This window comes from Amycolatopsis sp. NPDC033938, from assembly GCF_055575975.1.
On record NZ_JBVIRO010000003.1, the window covers coordinates 588,917 to 607,070 of the forward strand.

At 69.2% G+C, this 18,154-nt stretch carries 22 protein-coding genes; 13 read left to right on the top strand and 9 right to left on the bottom strand.

Translation table 11 applies throughout. From position 1 onward, the window contains the following. Nucleotides 1-16 precede the first annotated feature (16 nt). On the top strand, nt 17-190 hold the full coding sequence (locus ACZ5ZX_RS12320) for a hypothetical protein (RefSeq protein WP_465502064.1): 174 nt from the start codon (nt 17-19) through the stop codon (nt 188-190). Here the strand turns inward: ACZ5ZX_RS12320 and ACZ5ZX_RS12325 are convergent. Continuing rightward, nucleotides 187-699, bottom strand: a complete 513-nt coding sequence (locus ACZ5ZX_RS12325) for a CGNR zinc finger domain-containing protein (protein ID WP_465502065.1) — start codon at nt 697-699, stop codon at nt 187-189. The genes ACZ5ZX_RS12320 and ACZ5ZX_RS12325 overlap by 4 nt on opposite strands. Before the next feature lie 25 nt (nt 700-724). On the opposite strand from ACZ5ZX_RS12325, the gene ACZ5ZX_RS12330 reads away from it, so the two are divergent. Continuing rightward, nucleotides 725-913 (top strand): hypothetical protein, encoded by a 189-nt coding sequence (locus ACZ5ZX_RS12330; protein WP_465502066.1) that lies wholly within the window; start codon nt 725-727, stop codon nt 911-913. Here the strand turns inward: ACZ5ZX_RS12330 and ACZ5ZX_RS12335 are convergent. Beyond that, nucleotides 904-2,031 carry a tyrosine-type recombinase/integrase gene (locus ACZ5ZX_RS12335; RefSeq protein ID WP_465502067.1) on the bottom strand — a complete coding sequence of 376 codons (1,128 nt, stop codon included), beginning with the start codon at nt 2,029-2,031 and terminating at the stop codon, nt 904-906. The two genes, ACZ5ZX_RS12330 and ACZ5ZX_RS12335, sit on opposite strands and share 10 nt — an antisense overlap. 307 nt (nt 2,032-2,338) lie before the next feature. On the opposite strand from ACZ5ZX_RS12335, the gene ACZ5ZX_RS12340 reads away from it, so the two are divergent. Then, the gene (locus ACZ5ZX_RS12340) at nt 2,339-3,292 is read left to right on the top strand and encodes a cytochrome P450 (RefSeq protein WP_465502068.1); all 954 of its coding nucleotides are present in this window, start codon (nt 2,339-2,341) and stop codon (nt 3,290-3,292) included. Nucleotides 3,293-3,416: 124 nt separating this feature from the next. Here ACZ5ZX_RS12340 and ACZ5ZX_RS12345 read toward each other — a convergent pair whose 3' ends face one another. Together ACZ5ZX_RS12345 and ACZ5ZX_RS12350 are read right to left on the bottom strand one after the other, a co-directional pair. Beyond that, complete coding sequence (locus ACZ5ZX_RS12345; RefSeq protein ID WP_465502069.1) at nt 3,417-3,842, bottom strand: nucleoside deaminase; 426 nt, start codon at nt 3,840-3,842, stop codon at nt 3,417-3,419. Continuing rightward, nucleotides 3,839-4,708, bottom strand: coding sequence for a TIGR03619 family F420-dependent LLM class oxidoreductase (locus ACZ5ZX_RS12350; RefSeq protein WP_465502070.1), 870 nt, complete (start codon nt 4,706-4,708; stop codon nt 3,839-3,841). The genes ACZ5ZX_RS12345 and ACZ5ZX_RS12350 overlap by 4 nt, the downstream gene beginning before the upstream one ends. Nucleotides 4,709-4,801: 93 nt before the next feature. Between ACZ5ZX_RS12350 and ACZ5ZX_RS12355 the strand changes: the two genes are divergently transcribed. Beyond that, nucleotides 4,802-5,248: an Lrp/AsnC family transcriptional regulator gene (locus ACZ5ZX_RS12355; protein WP_465502071.1), complete on the top strand. Its 447-nt coding sequence runs from the start codon at nt 4,802-4,804 to the stop codon at nt 5,246-5,248. 26 nt (nt 5,249-5,274) lie between these two features. Here ACZ5ZX_RS12355 and rox read toward each other — a convergent pair whose 3' ends face one another. Continuing rightward, complete coding sequence (gene rox, locus ACZ5ZX_RS12360) at nt 5,275-6,702, bottom strand: rifampin monooxygenase (protein ID WP_465502072.1); 1,428 nt, start codon at nt 6,700-6,702, stop codon at nt 5,275-5,277. A 248-nt stretch (nt 6,703-6,950) separates the two neighbouring features. Between rox and ACZ5ZX_RS12365 the strand changes: the two genes are divergently transcribed. The 3 genes from ACZ5ZX_RS12365 to ACZ5ZX_RS12375 are packed head-to-tail and all read left to right on the top strand — an operon-like array spanning nt 6,951 to nt 9,642. Beyond that, nucleotides 6,951-7,625: a TetR/AcrR family transcriptional regulator gene (locus ACZ5ZX_RS12365; protein ID WP_465502073.1), complete on the top strand. Its 675-nt coding sequence runs from the start codon at nt 6,951-6,953 to the stop codon at nt 7,623-7,625. Further along, a complete protein-coding gene (locus ACZ5ZX_RS12370) occupies nt 7,622-8,755 on the top strand; it encodes an FAD-dependent oxidoreductase (RefSeq protein WP_465502074.1) in 1,134 nt (377 codons plus the stop codon). Before ACZ5ZX_RS12365 ends, ACZ5ZX_RS12370 begins: the two co-directional genes overlap by 4 nt. A gap of 53 nt (nt 8,756-8,808) precedes the next feature. Beyond that, nucleotides 8,809-9,642 (top strand): hypothetical protein, encoded by an 834-nt coding sequence (locus tag ACZ5ZX_RS12375; protein WP_465502075.1) that lies wholly within the window; start codon nt 8,809-8,811, stop codon nt 9,640-9,642. Between the two features lie 7 nt (nt 9,643-9,649). Here the strand turns inward: ACZ5ZX_RS12375 and ACZ5ZX_RS12380 are convergent, their stop codons facing one another. After that, entirely contained in the window at nt 9,650-10,288 is a 639-nt protein-coding gene (locus ACZ5ZX_RS12380; protein ID WP_465502076.1) for a CGNR zinc finger domain-containing protein, read from the bottom strand. 89 nt (nt 10,289-10,377) lie between these two features. Here ACZ5ZX_RS12380 and ACZ5ZX_RS12385 point away from each other — a divergent pair, with 89 nt between their 5' ends. From ACZ5ZX_RS12385 to ACZ5ZX_RS12395, 3 genes are read left to right on the top strand one after another with little or no spacing between them, the layout of a single operon-like run. After that, nucleotides 10,378-11,157, top strand: a complete 780-nt coding sequence (locus tag ACZ5ZX_RS12385) for an MBL fold metallo-hydrolase (protein ID WP_465502077.1) — start codon at nt 10,378-10,380, stop codon at nt 11,155-11,157. Continuing rightward, entirely contained in the window at nt 11,157-12,392 is a 1,236-nt protein-coding gene (locus ACZ5ZX_RS12390; RefSeq protein WP_465502078.1) for an MFS transporter, read from the top strand. Before ACZ5ZX_RS12385 ends, ACZ5ZX_RS12390 begins: the two co-directional genes overlap by 1 nt. A gap of 37 nt (nt 12,393-12,429) precedes the next feature. Next, on the top strand, nt 12,430-13,173 hold the full coding sequence (locus ACZ5ZX_RS12395) for a dienelactone hydrolase family protein (RefSeq protein ID WP_465502172.1): 744 nt from the start codon (nt 12,430-12,432) through the stop codon (nt 13,171-13,173). A 40-nt stretch (nt 13,174-13,213) separates the two neighbouring features. Here the strand turns inward: ACZ5ZX_RS12395 and ACZ5ZX_RS12400 are convergent, their stop codons facing one another. After that, nucleotides 13,214-13,444: a hypothetical protein gene (locus ACZ5ZX_RS12400; RefSeq protein ID WP_465502079.1), complete on the bottom strand. Its 231-nt coding sequence runs from the start codon at nt 13,442-13,444 to the stop codon at nt 13,214-13,216. On the opposite strand from ACZ5ZX_RS12400, the gene ACZ5ZX_RS12405 reads away from it, so the two are divergent. Continuing rightward, nucleotides 13,445-14,152 carry a class I SAM-dependent methyltransferase gene (locus ACZ5ZX_RS12405; protein ID WP_465502080.1) on the top strand — a complete coding sequence of 236 codons (708 nt, stop codon included), beginning with the start codon at nt 13,445-13,447 and terminating at the stop codon, nt 14,150-14,152. Nucleotides 14,153-14,181: 29 nt separating this feature from the next. On the opposite strand, the gene ACZ5ZX_RS12410 is transcribed toward ACZ5ZX_RS12405, so the two are convergent. After that, complete coding sequence (locus ACZ5ZX_RS12410; RefSeq protein WP_465502081.1) at nt 14,182-14,880, bottom strand: alpha/beta fold hydrolase; 699 nt, start codon at nt 14,878-14,880, stop codon at nt 14,182-14,184. Nucleotides 14,881-14,996: 116 nt separating this feature from the next. Between ACZ5ZX_RS12410 and ACZ5ZX_RS12415 the strand changes: the two genes are divergently transcribed. Then, nucleotides 14,997-15,335: a winged helix-turn-helix transcriptional regulator gene (locus ACZ5ZX_RS12415; RefSeq protein WP_465502082.1), complete on the top strand. Its 339-nt coding sequence runs from the start codon at nt 14,997-14,999 to the stop codon at nt 15,333-15,335. A gap of 434 nt (nt 15,336-15,769) precedes the next feature. Next, complete coding sequence (locus ACZ5ZX_RS12420) at nt 15,770-17,323, top strand: hypothetical protein (protein WP_465502083.1); 1,554 nt, start codon at nt 15,770-15,772, stop codon at nt 17,321-17,323. A 6-nt stretch (nt 17,324-17,329) separates the two neighbouring features. Here the strand turns inward: ACZ5ZX_RS12420 and ACZ5ZX_RS12425 are convergent, their stop codons facing one another. Then, entirely contained in the window at nt 17,330-18,109 is a 780-nt protein-coding gene (locus tag ACZ5ZX_RS12425; RefSeq protein WP_465502084.1) for an SDR family NAD(P)-dependent oxidoreductase, read from the bottom strand. Nucleotides 18,110-18,154 lie beyond the last annotated feature (45 nt).

Genomic DNA, 18,154 nt, shown 5'->3' on the forward strand with positions numbered 1-18,154 from the left:
AGCCGGTGGTGTGCCTGTGTCACAGGAGGATGACGGTGCGCTCGCCGGGGGTGTCCTGGTGAACCTGCCCTTCGACCTGGTGCGCCACGACATGCTGATGGCCATGGGCGCGGTTCCGGACGAGACGATCGTCGAGATCGTGGACACGGTGTGGCTGCCGCTGCTGGGCGCCGGGGCTCCCGAGTCCTAGCTCGCCTGCCGGGTCCGGTGGTCGGCGACGTGGACCCTGGTGGCGCAGCGGGTGGAGCAGAACCGGCGGCGTCCGTTGCGGGAGACGTCGACGTAGACGGTGTCGCAGCCTTCGCGGGAGCAGACGCCGAAGCGGTCCGGGGCGTCGCAGACGAGGTGGGCGAGCCCGCCCGCGGTGTAGGCGCGGACCCGGGAGACGGTGCCGGCGTGCGCGTCGACGTAGTGCAGGTGGGGTGCTTTGCCGTCGTGGGTGGAGATGTAGGGCTTGGACGCGGAGTCGTGGAGGAGGGCGTTGACCAGGTCGACGCGTGCCGCCGGGTCGGCTTCGAAGACCTGCCGGAGTCCTCTGGTCCAGGTGACGATCTCGCTCGCTTCGGGCGGGAGGACGGCGGCGACGGTCATGCGGTCTTTGAAGATCGCGGTCAGTTCGGCAGGGCCTGCGGCATCGCCGAGGTTGACCAGGTCGGCGGCGATCTGAGCCGCCGCCCCGCCGTAAGGGTTGAAGTGCATTAACTCATTACAGCACGATCGGGGTATGGAATCGAACAAATGCCCGCGATGTGGGTGGCCGCTGGCCGAACTGCCCGGAAGTACGGCCAATTCCCAGCGGGTCTCCCAGGGGAGGCTGGAGTACGTGCGGTGCCTGTGCGGGAGCTGGCTCGCCCGCGTCGACGGTGTCGTGGTCGGGGCGACGAAATCCCAGCTGGGGCAGGCTCAGTTCTGACGGTGACGTGCGTCGGCGAGCAGTTGCGCGAGGGCGTGCACGGGGGAGGTTTCCAGCTTGTGCCGGTGCGCGTCGTAGCGGTCGCGGGTGGTGCGGATGTCGGCGTGACCCAGCAGGTCCTGGACTTTCTGGACCGGGACGTCGTTGGCCAGCAACAGGGTTCCGGTGGTCCGCCGCGCGGTGTGGGGGGAGATGGTGTTCGCGGCGTCCAGTCCGGCGGCACGGGCCTGTGTCCGCAGGAGGAACCAGACGTCGCGTTGTGCCAGCGGTTTCCCGCCGGGTTTGGTGCTGTCGTAGCGGTGGGGCATGGTCGCGAGCAGCGGTCCGGTCAGCTCGTCCGGTCGGACGCCGGCGCGGGCGGCGCGCAGTTCGAGGTAGCGGCGCAGCGGGTGCTGGGCGGCGGGGACGAGCGGGACGAAGTCGCGGTGGCCGCCTTTGGCGGTGTAGCGCAGGATCGTGTGCCCGGCGTCGGTGTCGAGGTCGCGCACGGTGGCGGTGGTCAGGCCGGAGACGCGCAGGCCGGTGTAGAACAGGATCGCGACGACGGCGGCGTCGCGCCAGGACGGTTCGGTGTCGTTGGCGCGGGCCCGGTTCTCCATGTGGTTCAGCAGTTTCGCCGTCGATTCCCCGTCGAGCGCCGGCAGCGGCGGGGTTTTGCCGGTCTTGGGCCGGTTGACCGCGGAGACCGGGTTGCGGTCGGCGACGTCGTTGGACTGCAGGTACCGGTACCAGCTGGAGATGCCGGCGAGGGTACGCGCGACGGTGGAATCGGCCGCGGGCCTCGGGAGGCCGTCCCTGCCGGTGACGGTGAGGGTGTTCTTCCAGGCGTCGACGTCGGCACGGCGGGCCTGAAGCGGGTCGAGTCCGGTGCGGGCGCACCAGCCGAGCCAGGCGGCGAGGTCGGCGTAGTAGGCGCGGCGGGTGTGGTCGGTCTTGTCGGTCTCGAGCCAGAGCGCGGTGATGTGCCGGATCGCGTACCGGTCCAGTGGATCGGCCGGGGGGAGCGCGGGCAGCAGCGCGACGGCTTCGGCGAGAACCTGTCGCCGGTTCTCGGCCTTGGTTTCCGGTAGCCGGGGCTCCGGTGGGTGCGGCGCGGCGGGCACGAGTTCGGCGGACATCGTGATCATCCTATACGCGACCCGGCTTCCCGCGATGGAGAAGCCGCCCGCCCGGAACCGGTTTGTTTCCGCTATTGACAAGATCGTAATCGTCCCCATATTTTTCTGCTCGTCACGTCGATGACTACTGGGGATTGGGGGAAGCTCAATGAAGGCCGTTCGTTTCTTCACGCGTTCGATGCTGCGCAGTATTCGCAGCAAGGAGTCGGGCTGGTTGATCTACTACACGGATTACTGAGCCTGAGTGTTTCCCGGTTGCGGCGGCGGTCTCGGATCGCCGCCGCAACCGTCTTTTCCTGGGGGAGTCATGCGTACAGTCGTCGACGGTGTCCCGGGTGGCTTGATGGCCGATCCGCTGGGGCATCTGCTGGCGTGGGACCGGGCGGGGAAACCGCCGGTGGTCCGGTTCGAACCGGGTCGTTATCTGGTCTCCGACGCGGAGCTGGTCCGCACGGTCCTCGCGAGCACGACAGAGCCTTTCGAGGCTCGTGCGGCCACGCTGGGGGCGGTCTCGGACTGGATCCCGGGGTCGGAGAAGAGCCGTCCGGTGAACGCCGCCATCGCGCGGGAGCTGGACACCGTGCTGCGTTCGCTGCCTGAGGAGCGCATCGCGGAGGAACTGACGGCCACGATGCGCGGCGAGGTCTGGCCCGCGGCGGTCTCGGAGCTGTACCTGCGGTTGTTCGGTGAACGGCTGCTACCCGACCTTTCGCCGTCCGCTCGCAAGGCGCTGAACCGGGCACTGTCCTTCTCGAACCGGCGTGACCGGGAGTGGGCCTCGGGCAGGGACGGCGACACCGGTTTCCAGAAGGCCATCCACGACACGGTCAAGTCGATGGACGACGTCGCGCTGATGCTGCACGGCCTCATCGGGGCGATCTGCCGGGCGACCGCGATGGTCCTCTCGTGGTGTGTGCTGCTCGACAGCGGCTGGCGGCTGGGAATGCCCTCCGGTGCGACGCTGACCAGGGGAGAGCTGCGTGATCCGGCGGAGAACCGGGTACGTGAGGCGTTGCGGCTGTGGCCGACGGCCTGGTTGATGTCCCGGAAGGTCACCGTCCCGGCCGAGGTCGGCGGGGTGGCGTTGGCGCCGGGCGAGCGGCTCTATCTGTGCACTTTCCTCCTGCACCGGGATCCGCGGGTGTGGAATGACGCCGACGAATACCTGCCCGCACGCTGGGAAAAACCGCCTGTGGGGTACAAAGCGGTCTATCTTCCCTATGGTTCGGGGCGGCCGCGTGTGTCGGTTCACGTTTCGTGAACCAGGCGACGGCACGGGTCCTGGAATGCTGGAGTGAATTACCGCCCGCGAAAATCGAGCTGCGGAAAGAGAATCCGGTGGTGGGGCCGATTCTGGCCCCACCGGAATTCCGTTTCGCCGGTATTCAGGTGTAGTAACCCGCTACCGGCACCCTGGCCTCGTCGAACAGTGCCGGGCCTTCCAGGCGTACGGCCGGCGCGGTGGACGGCGGCTTGAGCGCGGTGACCTGCTCACCGGACAGGGCGAACACGACCCGTCCCAGGCCGGAGCGTTCGATGGCGCCCTGGCACATCCCGCAGGGCTGGCAGCTGGTGTACATCGTCGTCGCGGCCGCGGCGGCGGGTTCGAGTTCACGTGCGGCCCAGACGGCGAGTTTCAGTTCCGGGTGCAGGCTGATGTCCGATTGGGACACCGTGGTGTTGTGCTCCTCGGCCAGCACCGTGCCGTCGGCGCCGACGAGCAGTGAGCCGAAAGGCGGGTCGCCGTCGGCGCGGGACTTCGCGGCCAGCTCGATGGCACGGCGGAGGAACTTCTCGTCTTCTTCGGTCATGATCGCTCCTGTTCTGGCCGGTAGCGGCCCAGTTCCCAATGTGCGGCGACGGTCGCCAGTGCCTGCCAGGCGGCTTCCGGGCGGAGGGTCTCCTCGGGGTCGCCGGAGAACGGGTCGAGTACGACCGTCTCGGCGCCGAGGTGGCGAAGGCGGTCGAGGTCGTCGACGATCTGCTCGATCGTGCCTTCCCCGGCGCGGCGGTCGGGTCCGGTGACCGGGCGGTCGGTGACGTTCAGCAGGATCCGCGGGGTGAACGCGGGGACGGGCCGGTCTTGGGCGTCGGCGATGGTCTTGACTCGGGTGAGCGCTTCGGTGAGCCAGGGGAGGGTGGTCCGTAGCGGGTGCCAGGCGTCGCCGACGCGGACGGCGCGGCGGATCCCGGCGTCGCTGTTGCCGCCGACCCAGATCGGGATGTCACCGGCTCGGTAGTCTGCGTCGTTCGCCCAGGCGGCGCGGACGGCGTCGAGATGGCCGTCGGTGAGCCGTCCTCGCTTCTCGAACGGGACGTCGAGCGCTTCGAACTCCTGGCGCGCCCATCCGGACGCGACCCCCAGCACGAGCCGTCCGCCGCTGAGCTGGTTGAGGTTCGCGGCCATGCGCGCGATCAGCAGGGGATGCCGGTACGGGACGATGAGCACGGTGGTGCCCAGCCGGATCCGGTCCGTCACCCCGGCGAGCCACGACAGTGTCGTGAACGGCTCGTAGAACGGCGCCGGATACTGCTCGGCGACGTCGGGGGTGATCGCGACGTGGTCGGACACCATGAGCAGGTCGTAGCCGAGGCCTTCGACGGTGGTGGCCCAGCCGCGGAGGATTCCGGGGTCGGTCCCCGGGCCGAAATTCGGGACATTGACACCTATTCGCACCGGCCAAGGCTATCGGCGCCGGACGGAAGCCGGGAAGAGATCATTCCCGGTGTAACGGCGGTTCCGCCGTGGATCTGCCGGTATTCTGGCCCGATGGCCGAGACTCTCGACGCGACGGACTGGGCGATCCTGGTAGAGCTGCAGAAGGACGGCCGCCTCCCGCTCACCGAGCTGGGGAAACGGGTCAGCCTGAGCGCGTCGGCCACGACCGAGCGGGTCAAGCGGCTGGAGTCGGCCGGGGTGATCACCGGCTACCGCGCCGACGTCGACCTCGAGAAGGCCGGGTACGTGGTACTCGCGGTGGTGCGGCTGAAGTATCCGGGCAGCAAGCACGCGCCGCTGCACAAGCTGCTGGCCGAGCGGACCGAGATCCTCGAATGCCTCCGTACGACCGGTGACGACTGCTACGCGCTGAAGATCGCGGCGCCGTCGATGGGGCGGCTGGAGGAGATCGTCAACGAACTGGCGCTGTTCGGCAGCACCAACACCAACATCGTCTACAACCAGACGCTGCCCTACCGGGGGCCGCAGGGCCCGTGACGGTGCCCTGCGGCCCCCGGTAGGAGCTACCGCACGTCGCCCTCTCCGAACCACCGGCGCAGCGCGCCGCGCAATCCCTCCTGATCTTCACCGAGCCACGCCACGTGGCCGTCCGGACGCAGCAGCACCGCGGGCGCCTCCAGCTCCTCGCTGACGTCGACGACGTGATCGACCCGGTCTCCCCAGTCCTGCACCGAAAGCCGCCCGGTCTGGTCGAGCAGCAGTCCGCGGCCGCCGTGCATGAGCCCGTAGAGGTGCCCCTGTTTCAGTTCGACGTCCCGCATCCGGCGGCCCAGCAGTGCGGGCCCGTCGCCGAAGTCGTAGCGGATCGCGGTCGCGGTGATCTTCTCGGTGAGGAACAGGCTCACGTCCTCGAATTCCATGAGCTCCGCCAGCAGCCGCCGGAGGGCCTGTGACCCCGGATCGAGCGACATCAGCTGCATCTGCGCGCGGGTGTTGTCCAAGACGGCGGCGGCCACCGGGTGCCGTTCGGTGTGATAGGTGTCGAGCAGGCCTTCCGGTGCCCAGCCGTTGACCGCGGCGGCCAGTTTCCAGCCGAGGTTGAAGGCGTCCTGGACGCCGAGGTTGAGCCCCTGCCCACCGACCGGCGGGTGGATGTGCGCCGCGTCGCCCGCGAGGAACACACGCCCCGCCCGGTAGCGGTCGGCCAGCCGCGTGGCGTCGCCGAAGCGGGAGAGCCAGCGCGGCGAGTGCACCCCGAAGTCACTGCCCGCGACGGCCTTGAGCTGCCGTTTGACCGCGTCGAAGGTCGGCGGAACCCGGGGATCCTCGGCCAGTCCTTCGGCGGGCACCCCCACCCGGTACACCCCGTCGCCGAGCGGGGAGAGACCGAACCGCAACTGGGTCTTGCGGACCTCGGTCATCACGGCGAGCACCGTTTCCCAGTCCTCGGTCAGTTCCATCTCGCCCAGCAGCGTCTCGGCGGTGGCGGGCTCGCCGGGGAAGTCGATCCCGACGAGCTTGCGGACCGTGCTGCGGCCGCCGTCGCAGCCGACGAGGTAACGCGAGCGCAGTGTCGTCCCGTCGGAGAGTTCGACGTCGACGCCATCCTCGTCCTGCCGCACGCCGACCAGTTCCCGGCCGCGCCGGATGTCGACGCCCACCTCGGCGGCGTGCTCGATCAGCAGACGGTCGGTGACGGTCTGCGGAATGGCGAGGATGTAGGCGTGGGCACTGTCCAGCGGCGGCGCCGATTTCGGAATCCCCGCGAACGAGCCGCCGACCGGATGCTTCGTGCCGTGTTCGAGGAAGCGCTCGAGCAGGCCCCGCTGGTCCATCACCTCGATGCTGCGTGCGTGCAGGCCCATGGAGCGGACGACCTTCGTCTGTTCCGCGTCCTTCTCCACGACGACCACCTGGACGCCGTGCAAGCGCAGTTCGGCGCCCAGCATCATGCCGGTCGGTCCGCCGCCGGCGATGATCACGTCGATCAAGATTCCCCCGATTGTCGAGCTTGTGTTGTCCGGCGGGAGATTCTGCGGCACGACAGGGGTCTTGCCGCAAGCCCCCCGGTGCGCTATACGTTAGAAGTGGCAGGGAGTGTCGATCTCTCTGCCATCGTCATTTCAGTCCGCAGTGGACGGACAAACCCCCGTTGGAAGTAGTGCGGTCCCCTGTGACCTGTGTCGAACATGTTCGTTCCGAACTTGTTCGCAACGAACATGTTCGTTAAGGTGGCCGTATGGCACCTGAGAAGAGCCGTCGGGAACGACCGGCCAAACCCGCGCTGACCCGTGACGGCATCGTGGCCACGGCGGTCGGGATCCTGCGGGAAGAAGGCCTGCGGAAGGTCACGATGCGCCGCCTGGCGCAGGAACTCGACACCGGCGCGGCCTCGCTCTACGTCTACGTCCGCAACACCGCCGAGCTGCACGCGGCGATCCTGGACGAACTGCTGGGCACGATCGCCCGGCCGGCGTCCGGTGGCGGCTGGCGCGACCGGCTCGAACAGCTGCTGACGGCCTACACCGCGACCCTTCTCGAGTACCCCGGTCTCGCGCTGTCCGCGCTGGTGGCCCGCCCGAGCGGGAAGAACTACCTCCGCCTCGTCGAGACGATGCTCGCCCTGCTCGCCGAGGGCGACGTGCCACCCGAGCGGCGCGCCTGGGGGATCGACGTCCTCCTCCAGCACGCGACGGCGACCGCGGCCGAGCACGCCGACGAGGAGTCGCCGGAGGACTGGGACGCACTGACCCGCGCCGTGCACGACGCCGACGAGACGACCTACCCGCAGATCGCCGCACACGCGGCCGACCTGCTCAGCGGACAGCCCGCACAGCGGATGTCGTGGGGCATCCGGGTGCTGATCACCGGAATCACCGGCACCGCCGTGCCCACCGAGAGGAACCCGACATGACCACACACCACCCCATCGCGATCATCGGCGCGGGCCTCGGCGGCCTCACCCTGGCCCGCGTCCTGCACGTCAACGGCGTCGAGGCGGCGATCTTCGACCTCGACGCGTCGCCAACCGCCCGGACACAGGGCGGCATGCTCGACATCCACGAGGAATCCGGCCAGGAAGCACTCCGGGCCGCCGGTCTCCACGAGGAATTCCGCGCGCTCGTCCACCCCGGCGGCGAAGCCGTGCGCATCCTCGATCAGCACGCGGTCGTGCACCACGAGGAGCCCGACGACGGCGACGGCGGCCGCCCCGAAACAGCCCGCGGGGACCTGCGTGACCTCCTGCTCGGCTCCCTGCCCGGGGACACCGTGCGCTGGGGCGCCAAAGTCACCGGCGCACGTCCGCTCGGCGGCGGCGCGCACGAGGTCACCCTGACCGACGGCACCGTGTTCACCACCGATCTGCTGATCGGCGCCGACGGCGCGTGGTCCAGAATCCGGCCCCTGCTCTCCGGCGCCACGCCGTCCTACGAAGGAGTGTCCTTTGTGGAAGCCCACCTCCACGACGCCGACATCCGTCACCCCGCGGGTTCCGCGCTCGTCGGCGACGGCATGTTCTTCGCGCTCGGTGCGGGTAAAGGCTTCCTGGGACACAAGGACTCCACCGGCAGCCTCCACGTCTATGTCGCGCTCAGAACCGCCGAAGACTGGATCTCCACGATCGACTTCGGTGACACCGCCGCCGCGAAGGCCGCGGTGCTGGAGCACTTCGACGGCTGGGACGCGGGCCTGCGAGCACTGGTCACCGACGCCGACGGCGACCTGACCCCGCGGCCGATCCACGCACTGCCGACCGGTCACCGCTGGGACCGGATCCCCGGTGTCACCCTCCTCGGCGACGCCGCCCATCTGATGTCGCCGTTCGCGGGTGAGGGCGCCAACCTCGCGATGCAGGACGGAGCCGAACTCGGCCTGGCCCTCGCCGCTCATCCCGGTGACACCGAAGCCGCTCTCCACGTGTACGAGAAGGCGTTGTTCCCGCGCAGCGAGGCCGCGGCCGTCGAGTCCGCCCGAAGCCTCGACCTCTGCTTCGCCGACGACTCTCCGAAGCCTTTGCTGGATTTGTTCGCCTCGTACCGCTAGGCAACCGTCGTCCCGTCCCGCGCGTACCTCCGGTAGACGATCGAGGGGGCGCGGTGGCGGACACGAATACGGGCTGGGCCGGGGAACTCAGGCCCGAAGAGATCGCGGTGACCAGAAAGTGGCTGGCCAAGCGCGGTATCGAGGTGGGGGAGCCGTCACGGCTGCTGTCCATCCGGGTCGGCCCGCGGTTGAGCCGAACGGTGTGGGGCAGTTTCCGGTGGACGCTCGGCGCGGCGGTACTGAGCGCCACCGCCTACGTCCTCTTGGAGAACCTGCTGGGCATCCGCGGCAGTGAGCTCCCGGACAGCTTCTACCCCTACCTGTTCTGTGCCTCCATACAGCTCGCGCTCTGGCTGTCCTGCCTGCATCGTGAGCGTGCGCTGGGTCCGCTGCCGGTCATGGACCGCCGTTCCGGACGTCCGGCGTCGCTGAAGGTCCTCGGCGGCTGGTACCTCGCCTCGTTCGCGATCACCTTCGGCGGTGGGGCCGCGCTCGTGGTGGCCCTGTACCTCACCACGGCGGCGAAGACCTACGCGTGGAGCTGGTTCGGAGCACTCGGCTGGTCCGCCCTGTGCTGCACGGTGATCCTCATCGGCACACTGCGGCGGCCCGTCCACGCCGAGGACACGGCTTCGGCGGCCGTCGACACCGAACTGCGCGTCTTGGACGGCCAGACCACGATGCCCGGCCTGTACGCGGTGCTCGTCCTGCTCGACGTCTTCTTCAGCGACCTCGTACCCGCCGAGTTCACCCCGTGGCTGATCGCCTACGCCGTGCTCGCGCTCGGCACGATGATCGCCGGTCTCCTGCTGCGGAATCGCCGTCCCGGCCTGCCGCCCGGCGACTACGGAACCCCGGTACGACCACCGTTCGACGCGACGCGATAAGGCAGGCTCAGACCGGTTCGTGCTGGGTTCGCCTGGCGTAGGCCCGGGCGGCGCGTGCCCGGTCGCCGCAGCGGACCGAGCACCACTGACGACGGCCGTTGCGCAGGAAGAACCGGGTGCACGGCGCGGATCCGCAGGCGGCGAGCCGTTCGGCGTCCGGCCCGGTCACCAGGTCGGCGGCGTTCGCCGCGAGCGCGGCCAACGCGTGCTCGACGATCTGGGTGACCGGATGCGGCGCGGTGCGGCACAGCCCCTCGACCGGATCCCAGCGCAGCAGCGCGGCGGTGGGCGCTTTGCTCAGCGCGTCGTTGACCGCGTTGAGCGCGCTCTGCGGGGCCGGCTCCGCACAGGACATCGAGGCGAACAACATCCGCACCTGTTCGCGCAGCGACCGGATCTGCGCCGCGCACAGCTCCCGCAAACCGGTGCCGGGCGGGGCGAAGCCCTGCTCGACGAGCCAGCGCGTCGCGGCGTCCGGGGTGCCGATCAGATCGACGAACTGCCCGCCGGGCAGCGCGATCGCGGTGTTGGCGAACGCGAGCGCTAGGTACTGATCCGCCCCCGGCGCGGGTGGCGGAACAGCGGTGTCGAGTTCGGTCCCGGCGTAAGCGTCCACGTCCTCATGGTAGGCGGCTGGTTCAACCATGAGAAAGTCTCACGGAACACCTTGCGCTTTTCCGTGAGAATCCCTAGGGTCGCTCACGGAAAGAACAATAGCTATCCGTGAGGTGGAAGATGGCAGTAGGCGTGAACACGATCAGCGACCGGCTCTCCGTCCAGGTCGTCGGCGGGCCGACGGCGCTGATCGAGTACGGCGGCCTGCGGTTCCTGACCGACCCGACCTTCGACGAGCCCGGCGACTACCCGCGGCCCGGTGGCAGGCCCGGCCTGCGCAAGACGGCGCCGCCGTCGGTCAAGGCCGCCGACCTCGGCCCCATCGACGCGGTCCTGCTGTCCCACGACGAGCACTCCGACAACCTCGACAACGCCGGCCGGGCACTGCTGGCCGACGTGCCGCTGACGCTCACCACACCCAGCGGCGCCGTCCGGCTCGGCGGCACCTCGAAGGGGCTCGCTCCATGGGAATCGGTGGAACTGACCCGCCCGGACGGGGGAGTCGTGACCGTGACCGGCGCGCCCGCAGTCCACGGACCGGAAGGCGCGGCCAAGGTCACCGGAGAGGTCGTCGGGTTCGTGCTGACCGCCCAGGACCTGCCGACGGTCTACGTCAGCGGCGACAACGCCTCCCTCGACGTGGTCCGGGAGGTCGCCGAACGGTTCGGCCCGGTCGACACCACCGTCCTGTTCGCCGGGGCCCCGCGACTGAAGGACGTCTTCGACGGCTCCCCGCTCGTCCTCGACAGCGCCATGGCCGCGGAAGCGGCGAAGATCCTCGCCGCCCGCACGGTGGTCCCCGTCCACATCGACAGCTGGGACCACTTCACCGAGAACCGCGACGACGTCGTGGCCGCCTTCACCGCCGCCGGCCTGGCCGACCGCCTGCGTCTCGGCTGATGCCCCGGCACCTGACCGAGCCGGTCATCGAGGCCTCGCTGTCGCGGACACAGAAACGCACCCTGGCCGTGTTGACCGTCTCGCAGGTGCTCAGCGGCCTCGGGCTCTCGGCGGGAGTCACCGTCGGCGCCCTGCTGTTCCAGGACATGCTGGGTTCCACCGCGCTGGCCGGACTGCCCAGCGGCCTGCTCACCGCCGGGACCGCGATCGCCGCCGTCGGCGTCGGCCGCCTCTCGCAGTCACGGGGCCGCCGCCCCGGACTCGCAGGCGGCTACGTCGCCGGGGCGGCGGGCAGCGCGGGGATCATCACCGGCGCGGTCATGGAGAACACGGTCCTCATGGTCGTCGCGCTCTTCCTCTACGGCGCGGGCGCGGCGGCCAACCTCCAGGCCCGCTACGCCGGAGCGGACCTCGCGACCCCGGCCCGCCGGGCGCGCGCGGTGTCCACCGTCCTGGTGGCCACCACACTGGGCGGGGTGGCGGGAGCGACCCTCGCCGCCCCGGCCGGAGTCCTCGCGTCCGCGCTGGGCCTTCCACCGCTCACGGGGCTCTTCCTTCTCTCCGGAGTGGCGTACGCACTGGCCGCCGTGGTCCTCCTCGTCTGGCTGCGCCCCGACCCGTTCCTCCTCGCCCGCACCCTCCCACCCGGCGAGCGAGCAGGTCACACCATCGCGGCCCTCGGCCATGGACCCGGTGTGCCGCAAGGCGTTCTGGTCATGGTCCTGGCCCAGGTCGTGATGATCACGATCATGACCATGACCCCGATCCACCTGCTCGGGCACGGACACGGCACCGGCGCCTCCGGGCTGGTGATCGCACTCCACGTCGGCGCGATGTTCCTGCCCTCACCGCTGTCGGGACTACTCGTCGACCGCCACGGCCGTCGAGCGATCGCCGTCGCGGCCGCGGTCACCCTGCTGGCCGCCGCCGTCCTCGCCGCGGCCGCACCGGGCGACTCCGTGGTGCTCCTGGCCCTCGCGCTCATCCTGCTCGGACTGGGCTGGAACCTCGGCATGGTCAGCGGCACCTCGATCATCACCGACGCCGCACCCCTCGCCACCCGCGCGAAGACACAGGGAATGGCCGACGTCGCCGTCGCGATCGGGGGCGCGGCAGGAGGGATGTCATCCGGATTCGTCGTGGCCGGCATCGGCTATCCCGCGCTCGCCCTCCTCGGCGCGGTCATCGCACTGGCCATCGTTCCCGTGGCCCTGCGCCGTCCGGCCACCCCGTAATATTTCGTCTGTGCCAGAACGTGCAGGAAGGTCCACCATTTCCACCACCACAGCACAGATCCCCACTCCGGACGGCCAGGCTGACGCCTTCGCAGCGTTCCCCGACGACGGCGGACAGCATCCGGGTGTCCTCTTCTATCCCGACGCCTTCGGGCCACGCCCCGTCCTCCGCGAGATGGCCGTCGAACTGGCCGGGCACGGGTACTACGTCCTCGTCCCCAACGTCTTCTACCGGCACGGCCCCGCACCGGTGATCGAGCTGCCCGAGCACATCACCGCCGAGAACCGGCCCGACGTCTTCGCCGCCCTGATGCCGTTACTCAAGGGCCACACCACCGAACACACCCTGCGCGACGCCGACGCCTACCTCGGTTTCCTCACCAGCCGTCCGGAGGTGAGTGCCGGACCGGTCGCCACGATCGGCTACTGCATGGGCGCCGTCCTCGCGATGCGCACCGCCACCGCCCACCCCGGCCAGGTGGCCGCCGTCGCCGGATTCCACCCCGGCGCCCTGGTCACCGACGCGCCCGACAGCCCGCACCTCCGCGTCCCCGACCTCACCGCCGAAGTCCACCTCGGCCTCGCCGAGAACGACATGACACCCGAGGCCATCACCGAACTCAGCCAGGCCTTCGACACCGCGGGCGTCGGCTACAGCTGCGAGATCTACCCCGGCACGGTCCACGGCTTCACCATGGCCGACACCGACGCCTTCGACGCCGCCGGATCGCGGCGCCATTGGGACCGGCTGCTCGCCCTCCTCGACCGAACCCTGGGCTAAGGCCTGCGCGCGACAGCGGCGACGACGGCGGCGACCGCGGTCAGCACACCGAAATCGTGGTCAGCCCGACAGCGATACCGGTCGCCTTGTGGAACCCGAACACGAAGTCGAGCTGGGACCGGAAGCTCACGCCGTTCGCCAGCGGGGAAAAAGCCAGGTTCATGATCACGAAGAACGCCGAGCAGAACCCGCCGATCACCGACGCGACCGCGTTGGCGCGCGACTGTGCGGAGCCGACGGGGGACAGCCCGGCTGTGCCATATTGAGCCATATGCCTACCGTTCCCGTGGAAAACGACTACGACACGTTCGCCGAAGCGTATGCGACCGAGAACGAGACCAGTCTCAACAACGCCTACTACACGCGGCCCGCGATCCTGGACCTCGCGGGCGACGTGGCAGGCCGGCGAATCCTCGACGCCGGGTGCGGGGCGGGTCCGATTTTCGCGGACCTGCGGGACCGGGGCGCCATCATGACCGGGTTCGACTCCAGCGCCAAAATGGTGGAGCTGGCCCGGAAACGGTTAGGTTCCGACGCTGTCCTGCGAGTCGCCGACATGAGCGAACCGTTGCCGTATCCCGACGAAGCGTTCGACGACGTCGTCTCCGCCCTGGTGCTGCACTACCTGGAGGACTGGACAGCGCCGCTGGCCGAAATCCGGCGCGTGCTGAGGCCAGGTGGCCGGCTGATCCTGGCCGTCAACCACCCCTTCATCTTCAAACTGCTGTATCCGGAAGCCGACTATTTCGCGACCGTCAAGTGGTCCGACGAGTACATCTTCAACGGTGAGAAGGCGGTGCTCACCTTCTGGCACCGGCCCCTGCACGCGATGAGCGACGCCTTCACCGCGGCCGGTTTCCGAACAGCCGTCATCAGCGAGCCATACCCGGCACCAGGTGCCAGGGAGCGGTTCCCCGACGAACTCGCGGGGAAGACCGCCTTCCTGAGTTTCCTGTTCTTCGTGCTCGAAGCCGCCTGAACGGATCTCGTCACCGCTGAGGTTCAGGTTCAGGCCGTCTCGAGCAGCACCTCCACGAGCTCGGCGGGCATGGTGATCATGCAGTCGTGGCCGGTCGGCAGTTCCCGCACCCGCTCGCCTGCCGGGACGGGACGCCGGGTGATGCCCGCCGGCTGACCCTCGACGCAGTGGATATGCGTACGCGGGATCGTGCGCGCGGCCGGGTTGTCCAACCGGACCGGCTCCTGGAGGCAGCGCACCGGCTGGTCCGACAGCATCGAGCGCAACCAGGCGACGTCCTCGGGATCGGTGACCCCGAACAAACCGAACGGCGGCGGCTGCTCCGGCATCGGCGGAATCCGCCAGCCGTCCACGGCGAGGTCGATGAGCTGCTTGGTGACGGGAAGGACATCGACCGCGGCTTCGCCGTCTTCGGGAACCATCGCGTCGAGGAACACCAGATGCGCGATCCGTTCCGGGACCCGGTGGGCGACCCCCGAAACGACCATCCCGGCGTAGCTGTGCCCGACGAGCACGACGTCGTCGAGACGACCGCCTTCGATCAGACCGGTGACGTCGTCGACATGGGTGGCCAGCCCGACCTCGGGGCCCAGCAAGTGTGCCTTGTCGCCGTAACCGGTCAACGACGGCGCGAGCACCCGATGCCCGGCCGACTCCAGCAGCGGGACCACCCGGTCCCAGCTCCGCCCGCTGTGCCAGGCGCCGTGTACCAACAGAAAGGTGGCCATCGCAGCCGGTTCCTCCTCGTGCCTCGGTACTCTTTGGTAACCGCTACACAGTGATCCACCCGCCCCGAACCTGGCAATACGGCACTTTCCGGTGCCCCGGTTCTCTGGAGGTAACCATGCAGGACCCGTGCCAGGCCCGCGAAGTCCTCGGGATCGTCGGGGACAAATGGGCGTTGCTGATCGTGCGCATGCTCAAGGACGGCCCGCGACGCTTCACCGAACTCAAACGTGCCATCGACGGCATCAGCCAGCGCATGCTCACCGTGACGCTGCGCGACCTCGAGCGCGACGGGATCCTGACGCGCACGGTCCGCAACGTCATGCCACCGCATGTCAGCTACGAGCTGACCCCGATGGGTCAGACCCTGCGGGAAGCCACCGCGCCACTGCTCGAGTGGAGCCTCACCCACCTGCCGCACATCCACGACGCCCGCGCGTCGTACGACAACCGCTAGGCGCCTTCGTTTTCCTGGCGCCGACCAGGCAAAACGCTCTCAGATCGCCGCTGAGCGACGAACCGCGCCCACCTGGTGTCATCGGGTCCGGCGAACGCGGATTCCTTCTAGCGCGTTCGCGGTCCGCGGGGTACCCAGTTTTCGCGCCCTCGGATCGACCGCCGATCGCCAAGCCAAGCCGTCGGTGATCCATATCCGGCGATGCTCAGTCATAAGGGGCATTATCACGGTGCATAGTCCTACCCGAAGTTTCGCGTCCGCTGGACGCGCAACCAGTTACGCGTCCAGCGGACGCGAAACGAAACGCCTTTTGAGAGGGGATTCGGGCCGAAGAACGGCTGGATCTTCAGGCGACAGGTTCGTGTCACTCCGCGGCCACAGCGCCGCCCCGATGCCACCCTGGACAGGAGCAGCGCAGGGGAGGGGAGGCCTTCGTGGGATGCGTGGTGGCTCTCGTCGTCGTCGCGGTGCTGATCGCCGCGTCCGTCGACAGCGACGTCGACCAGACGGTGACGGGCGCGCTCAACGTCGGGATCTGGATCGCGCTGATCGGCGGCGGCATCTGGCTGGTGTCGAAGGCCAAGGAGAAGAACGAGGAGTGGACCGCGGACAAGACCAAGGCCGAACTGGCGAAGACCCGCGACGTGGCGCGTGAGCAGGCGACTCAATGGAAACGGGCCACGGAGCAAGCGCGCCGGCGAGACCCGCGCCGCCCGGAGCCGGTACGGCCGGCGGTGGTGGGGAGTGCCCGCGAGTTGCTGTTCGACTCCGACAGGGCTCGTCACATGATCAAGGAAGTCGTCGCCGCACTCGCCGTCCGCGTCGCCGAGGAGGCCCAGGCGCACGCGGACACCGTGCGCCCGCCAGTCGAGCGCCTGTGCCGGCCTGGGCTTTTCCGGGACGAAGAGCAGGATCACGGCAGATACGACGTGTGGTGGGGTCCTGAGCGACGAGGTTCCCGGCCCACTCGCGAAGTGGCCGACGCCGTCGATGCCCTCTTCGTCTGGGCGGCCGCGCGTCAGTCCCTGTTGTCCGGGGTCCATCCAGAGGCCGCGCACCTGCTGAAGGAGACGATGGAACCGCTGGCCCTGCTGTTCCGGGAAAGCCGGACCACCAAATACGGGAGAGCGGATGACGGCGCGGGCATAGCGGTGCTCGCGAAAGGTGAATGGGAAACACTTCTCGGCGACGTGCACACCACGCTCATCACGATCTCCAGCCGCCTTCCGACGCTCCCGCCACCGGATTTGCTGCCACTCGTGCACCGCCCCGACGAGGCCAGACTCAAAGATCACATGTCGGCAGAGGCGATGGAGGAGGACCTCAAGGAGTTCATCGAGGCCACCACCGCGCTGTGCGAGACAGCGCTGACCCGGCCGTGGCCCGGCCGGTTCGACCACACCTGGCGCCTCGACGGCGGCCTCCTCGACGGATTCGTCACCGAGGAGATCCGCCGCCGATGCGCCAGGGCCACGGCAGGCTTCGCGTCCGTGGCGGCATGGACCAAGGACGACATCGCACCGGACAGCCACGCCCGCATCTATCTGGCGTACGTCGTCATCGCGCTCAACTACCTGACGGAGGTGCACGACAACATGGCCAAATACCGCCGGGATTCCGGTCCGCACACCGGACACCGCATCGAAATCGGCGACATGACCCACAGCAACTTCATCCTCGACAGCACGGTCGGCGACATCACCACCGTGCTGGCGCCTGTCGCCGACCGCGGTGACGACCGCCTCGCGGAGGCGATCACGGCGCTCATCGAAGCGGTCCGCCAGGATCCCGCCCTCGCCGAGGACGAGCGCGAAGAACTCCTGTACCACGTCAAGGACATCGCCGAAGCCGCCGCGGAACCGGCCGAGAAGCAGAAACGCGGTCGCGCGAAACTGGCGCTAGGGGCCGTCACCGAGGCCGCCAAGGGCGCCACGCACCTTGCCCAGACCGTCGCCACCTGGCACGACGTCCTCAGCAAGATCTTCTGAACGGGCTCAGGACAGCATGCCGCCGTCGACCCGCAGGACCGTGCCGGTCACATAGGAGGCGCGGTCGCTCAGCAGCCACGCGGCGGCCTCGGCGACCTCCTCGGGTTCGGCCACGCGCCCCAACGGGGTACGCGCGTTGAGCTGGTCGAGGATGCCCGGCGAGCTCTCGACCCACTCGGTGAACATCTCGGTCAGCGTCGTGCCGGGAGCGACGGCGTTGATGCGGATCCCTTCCGGGCCGTAGGTGGTGGCGGCCGAGGCGGTGAGGCTGTTGACGCCGCGTTTCATCGCGCCGTACGCGGGCAGTTCCGGGTTGGCCAGCAGGCTGCCGACACTGGTGTTGTTGACGATGGCCCCGGTCCCCGCGGTGGCCCGGATCGCTTCGATCTCCGCGACCATCGACAGCCACGGGCCCTTGAGGTTCACCGCGTAGATGCGATCGAAATCGGCCTCGGTCACCTGGTCCATCGGGCCGGGTGGGACGTTCGTCGCGCCGTTGTTGAACGCGACGTCGAGCCTGCCGTGCAACTCCACGGCACGGTCGACGGCCGCGCGGATGCTCGTCGCGTCGCCGAGGTCGCACACCACATGGTCCGCGACACCGCCTTCCGCGCGGATCTCCTCGGCCACGGCCTTCAGCTGGGCCTCGGTGCGGGCGGCGAGCACCACGCGGGCACCTTCCCTGGCGAACAGCCGCGCGGCGGCGGCGCCGATACCGCGTCCGGCACCGGTGATGAGGGCGACCTTGCCGTCCAGCAGGCCCGAAACAGTCGTTGTGTTGGTCATGGCACCGAGAGTTCACCGGCACCGAAGACGTATCCAGGCATCGGC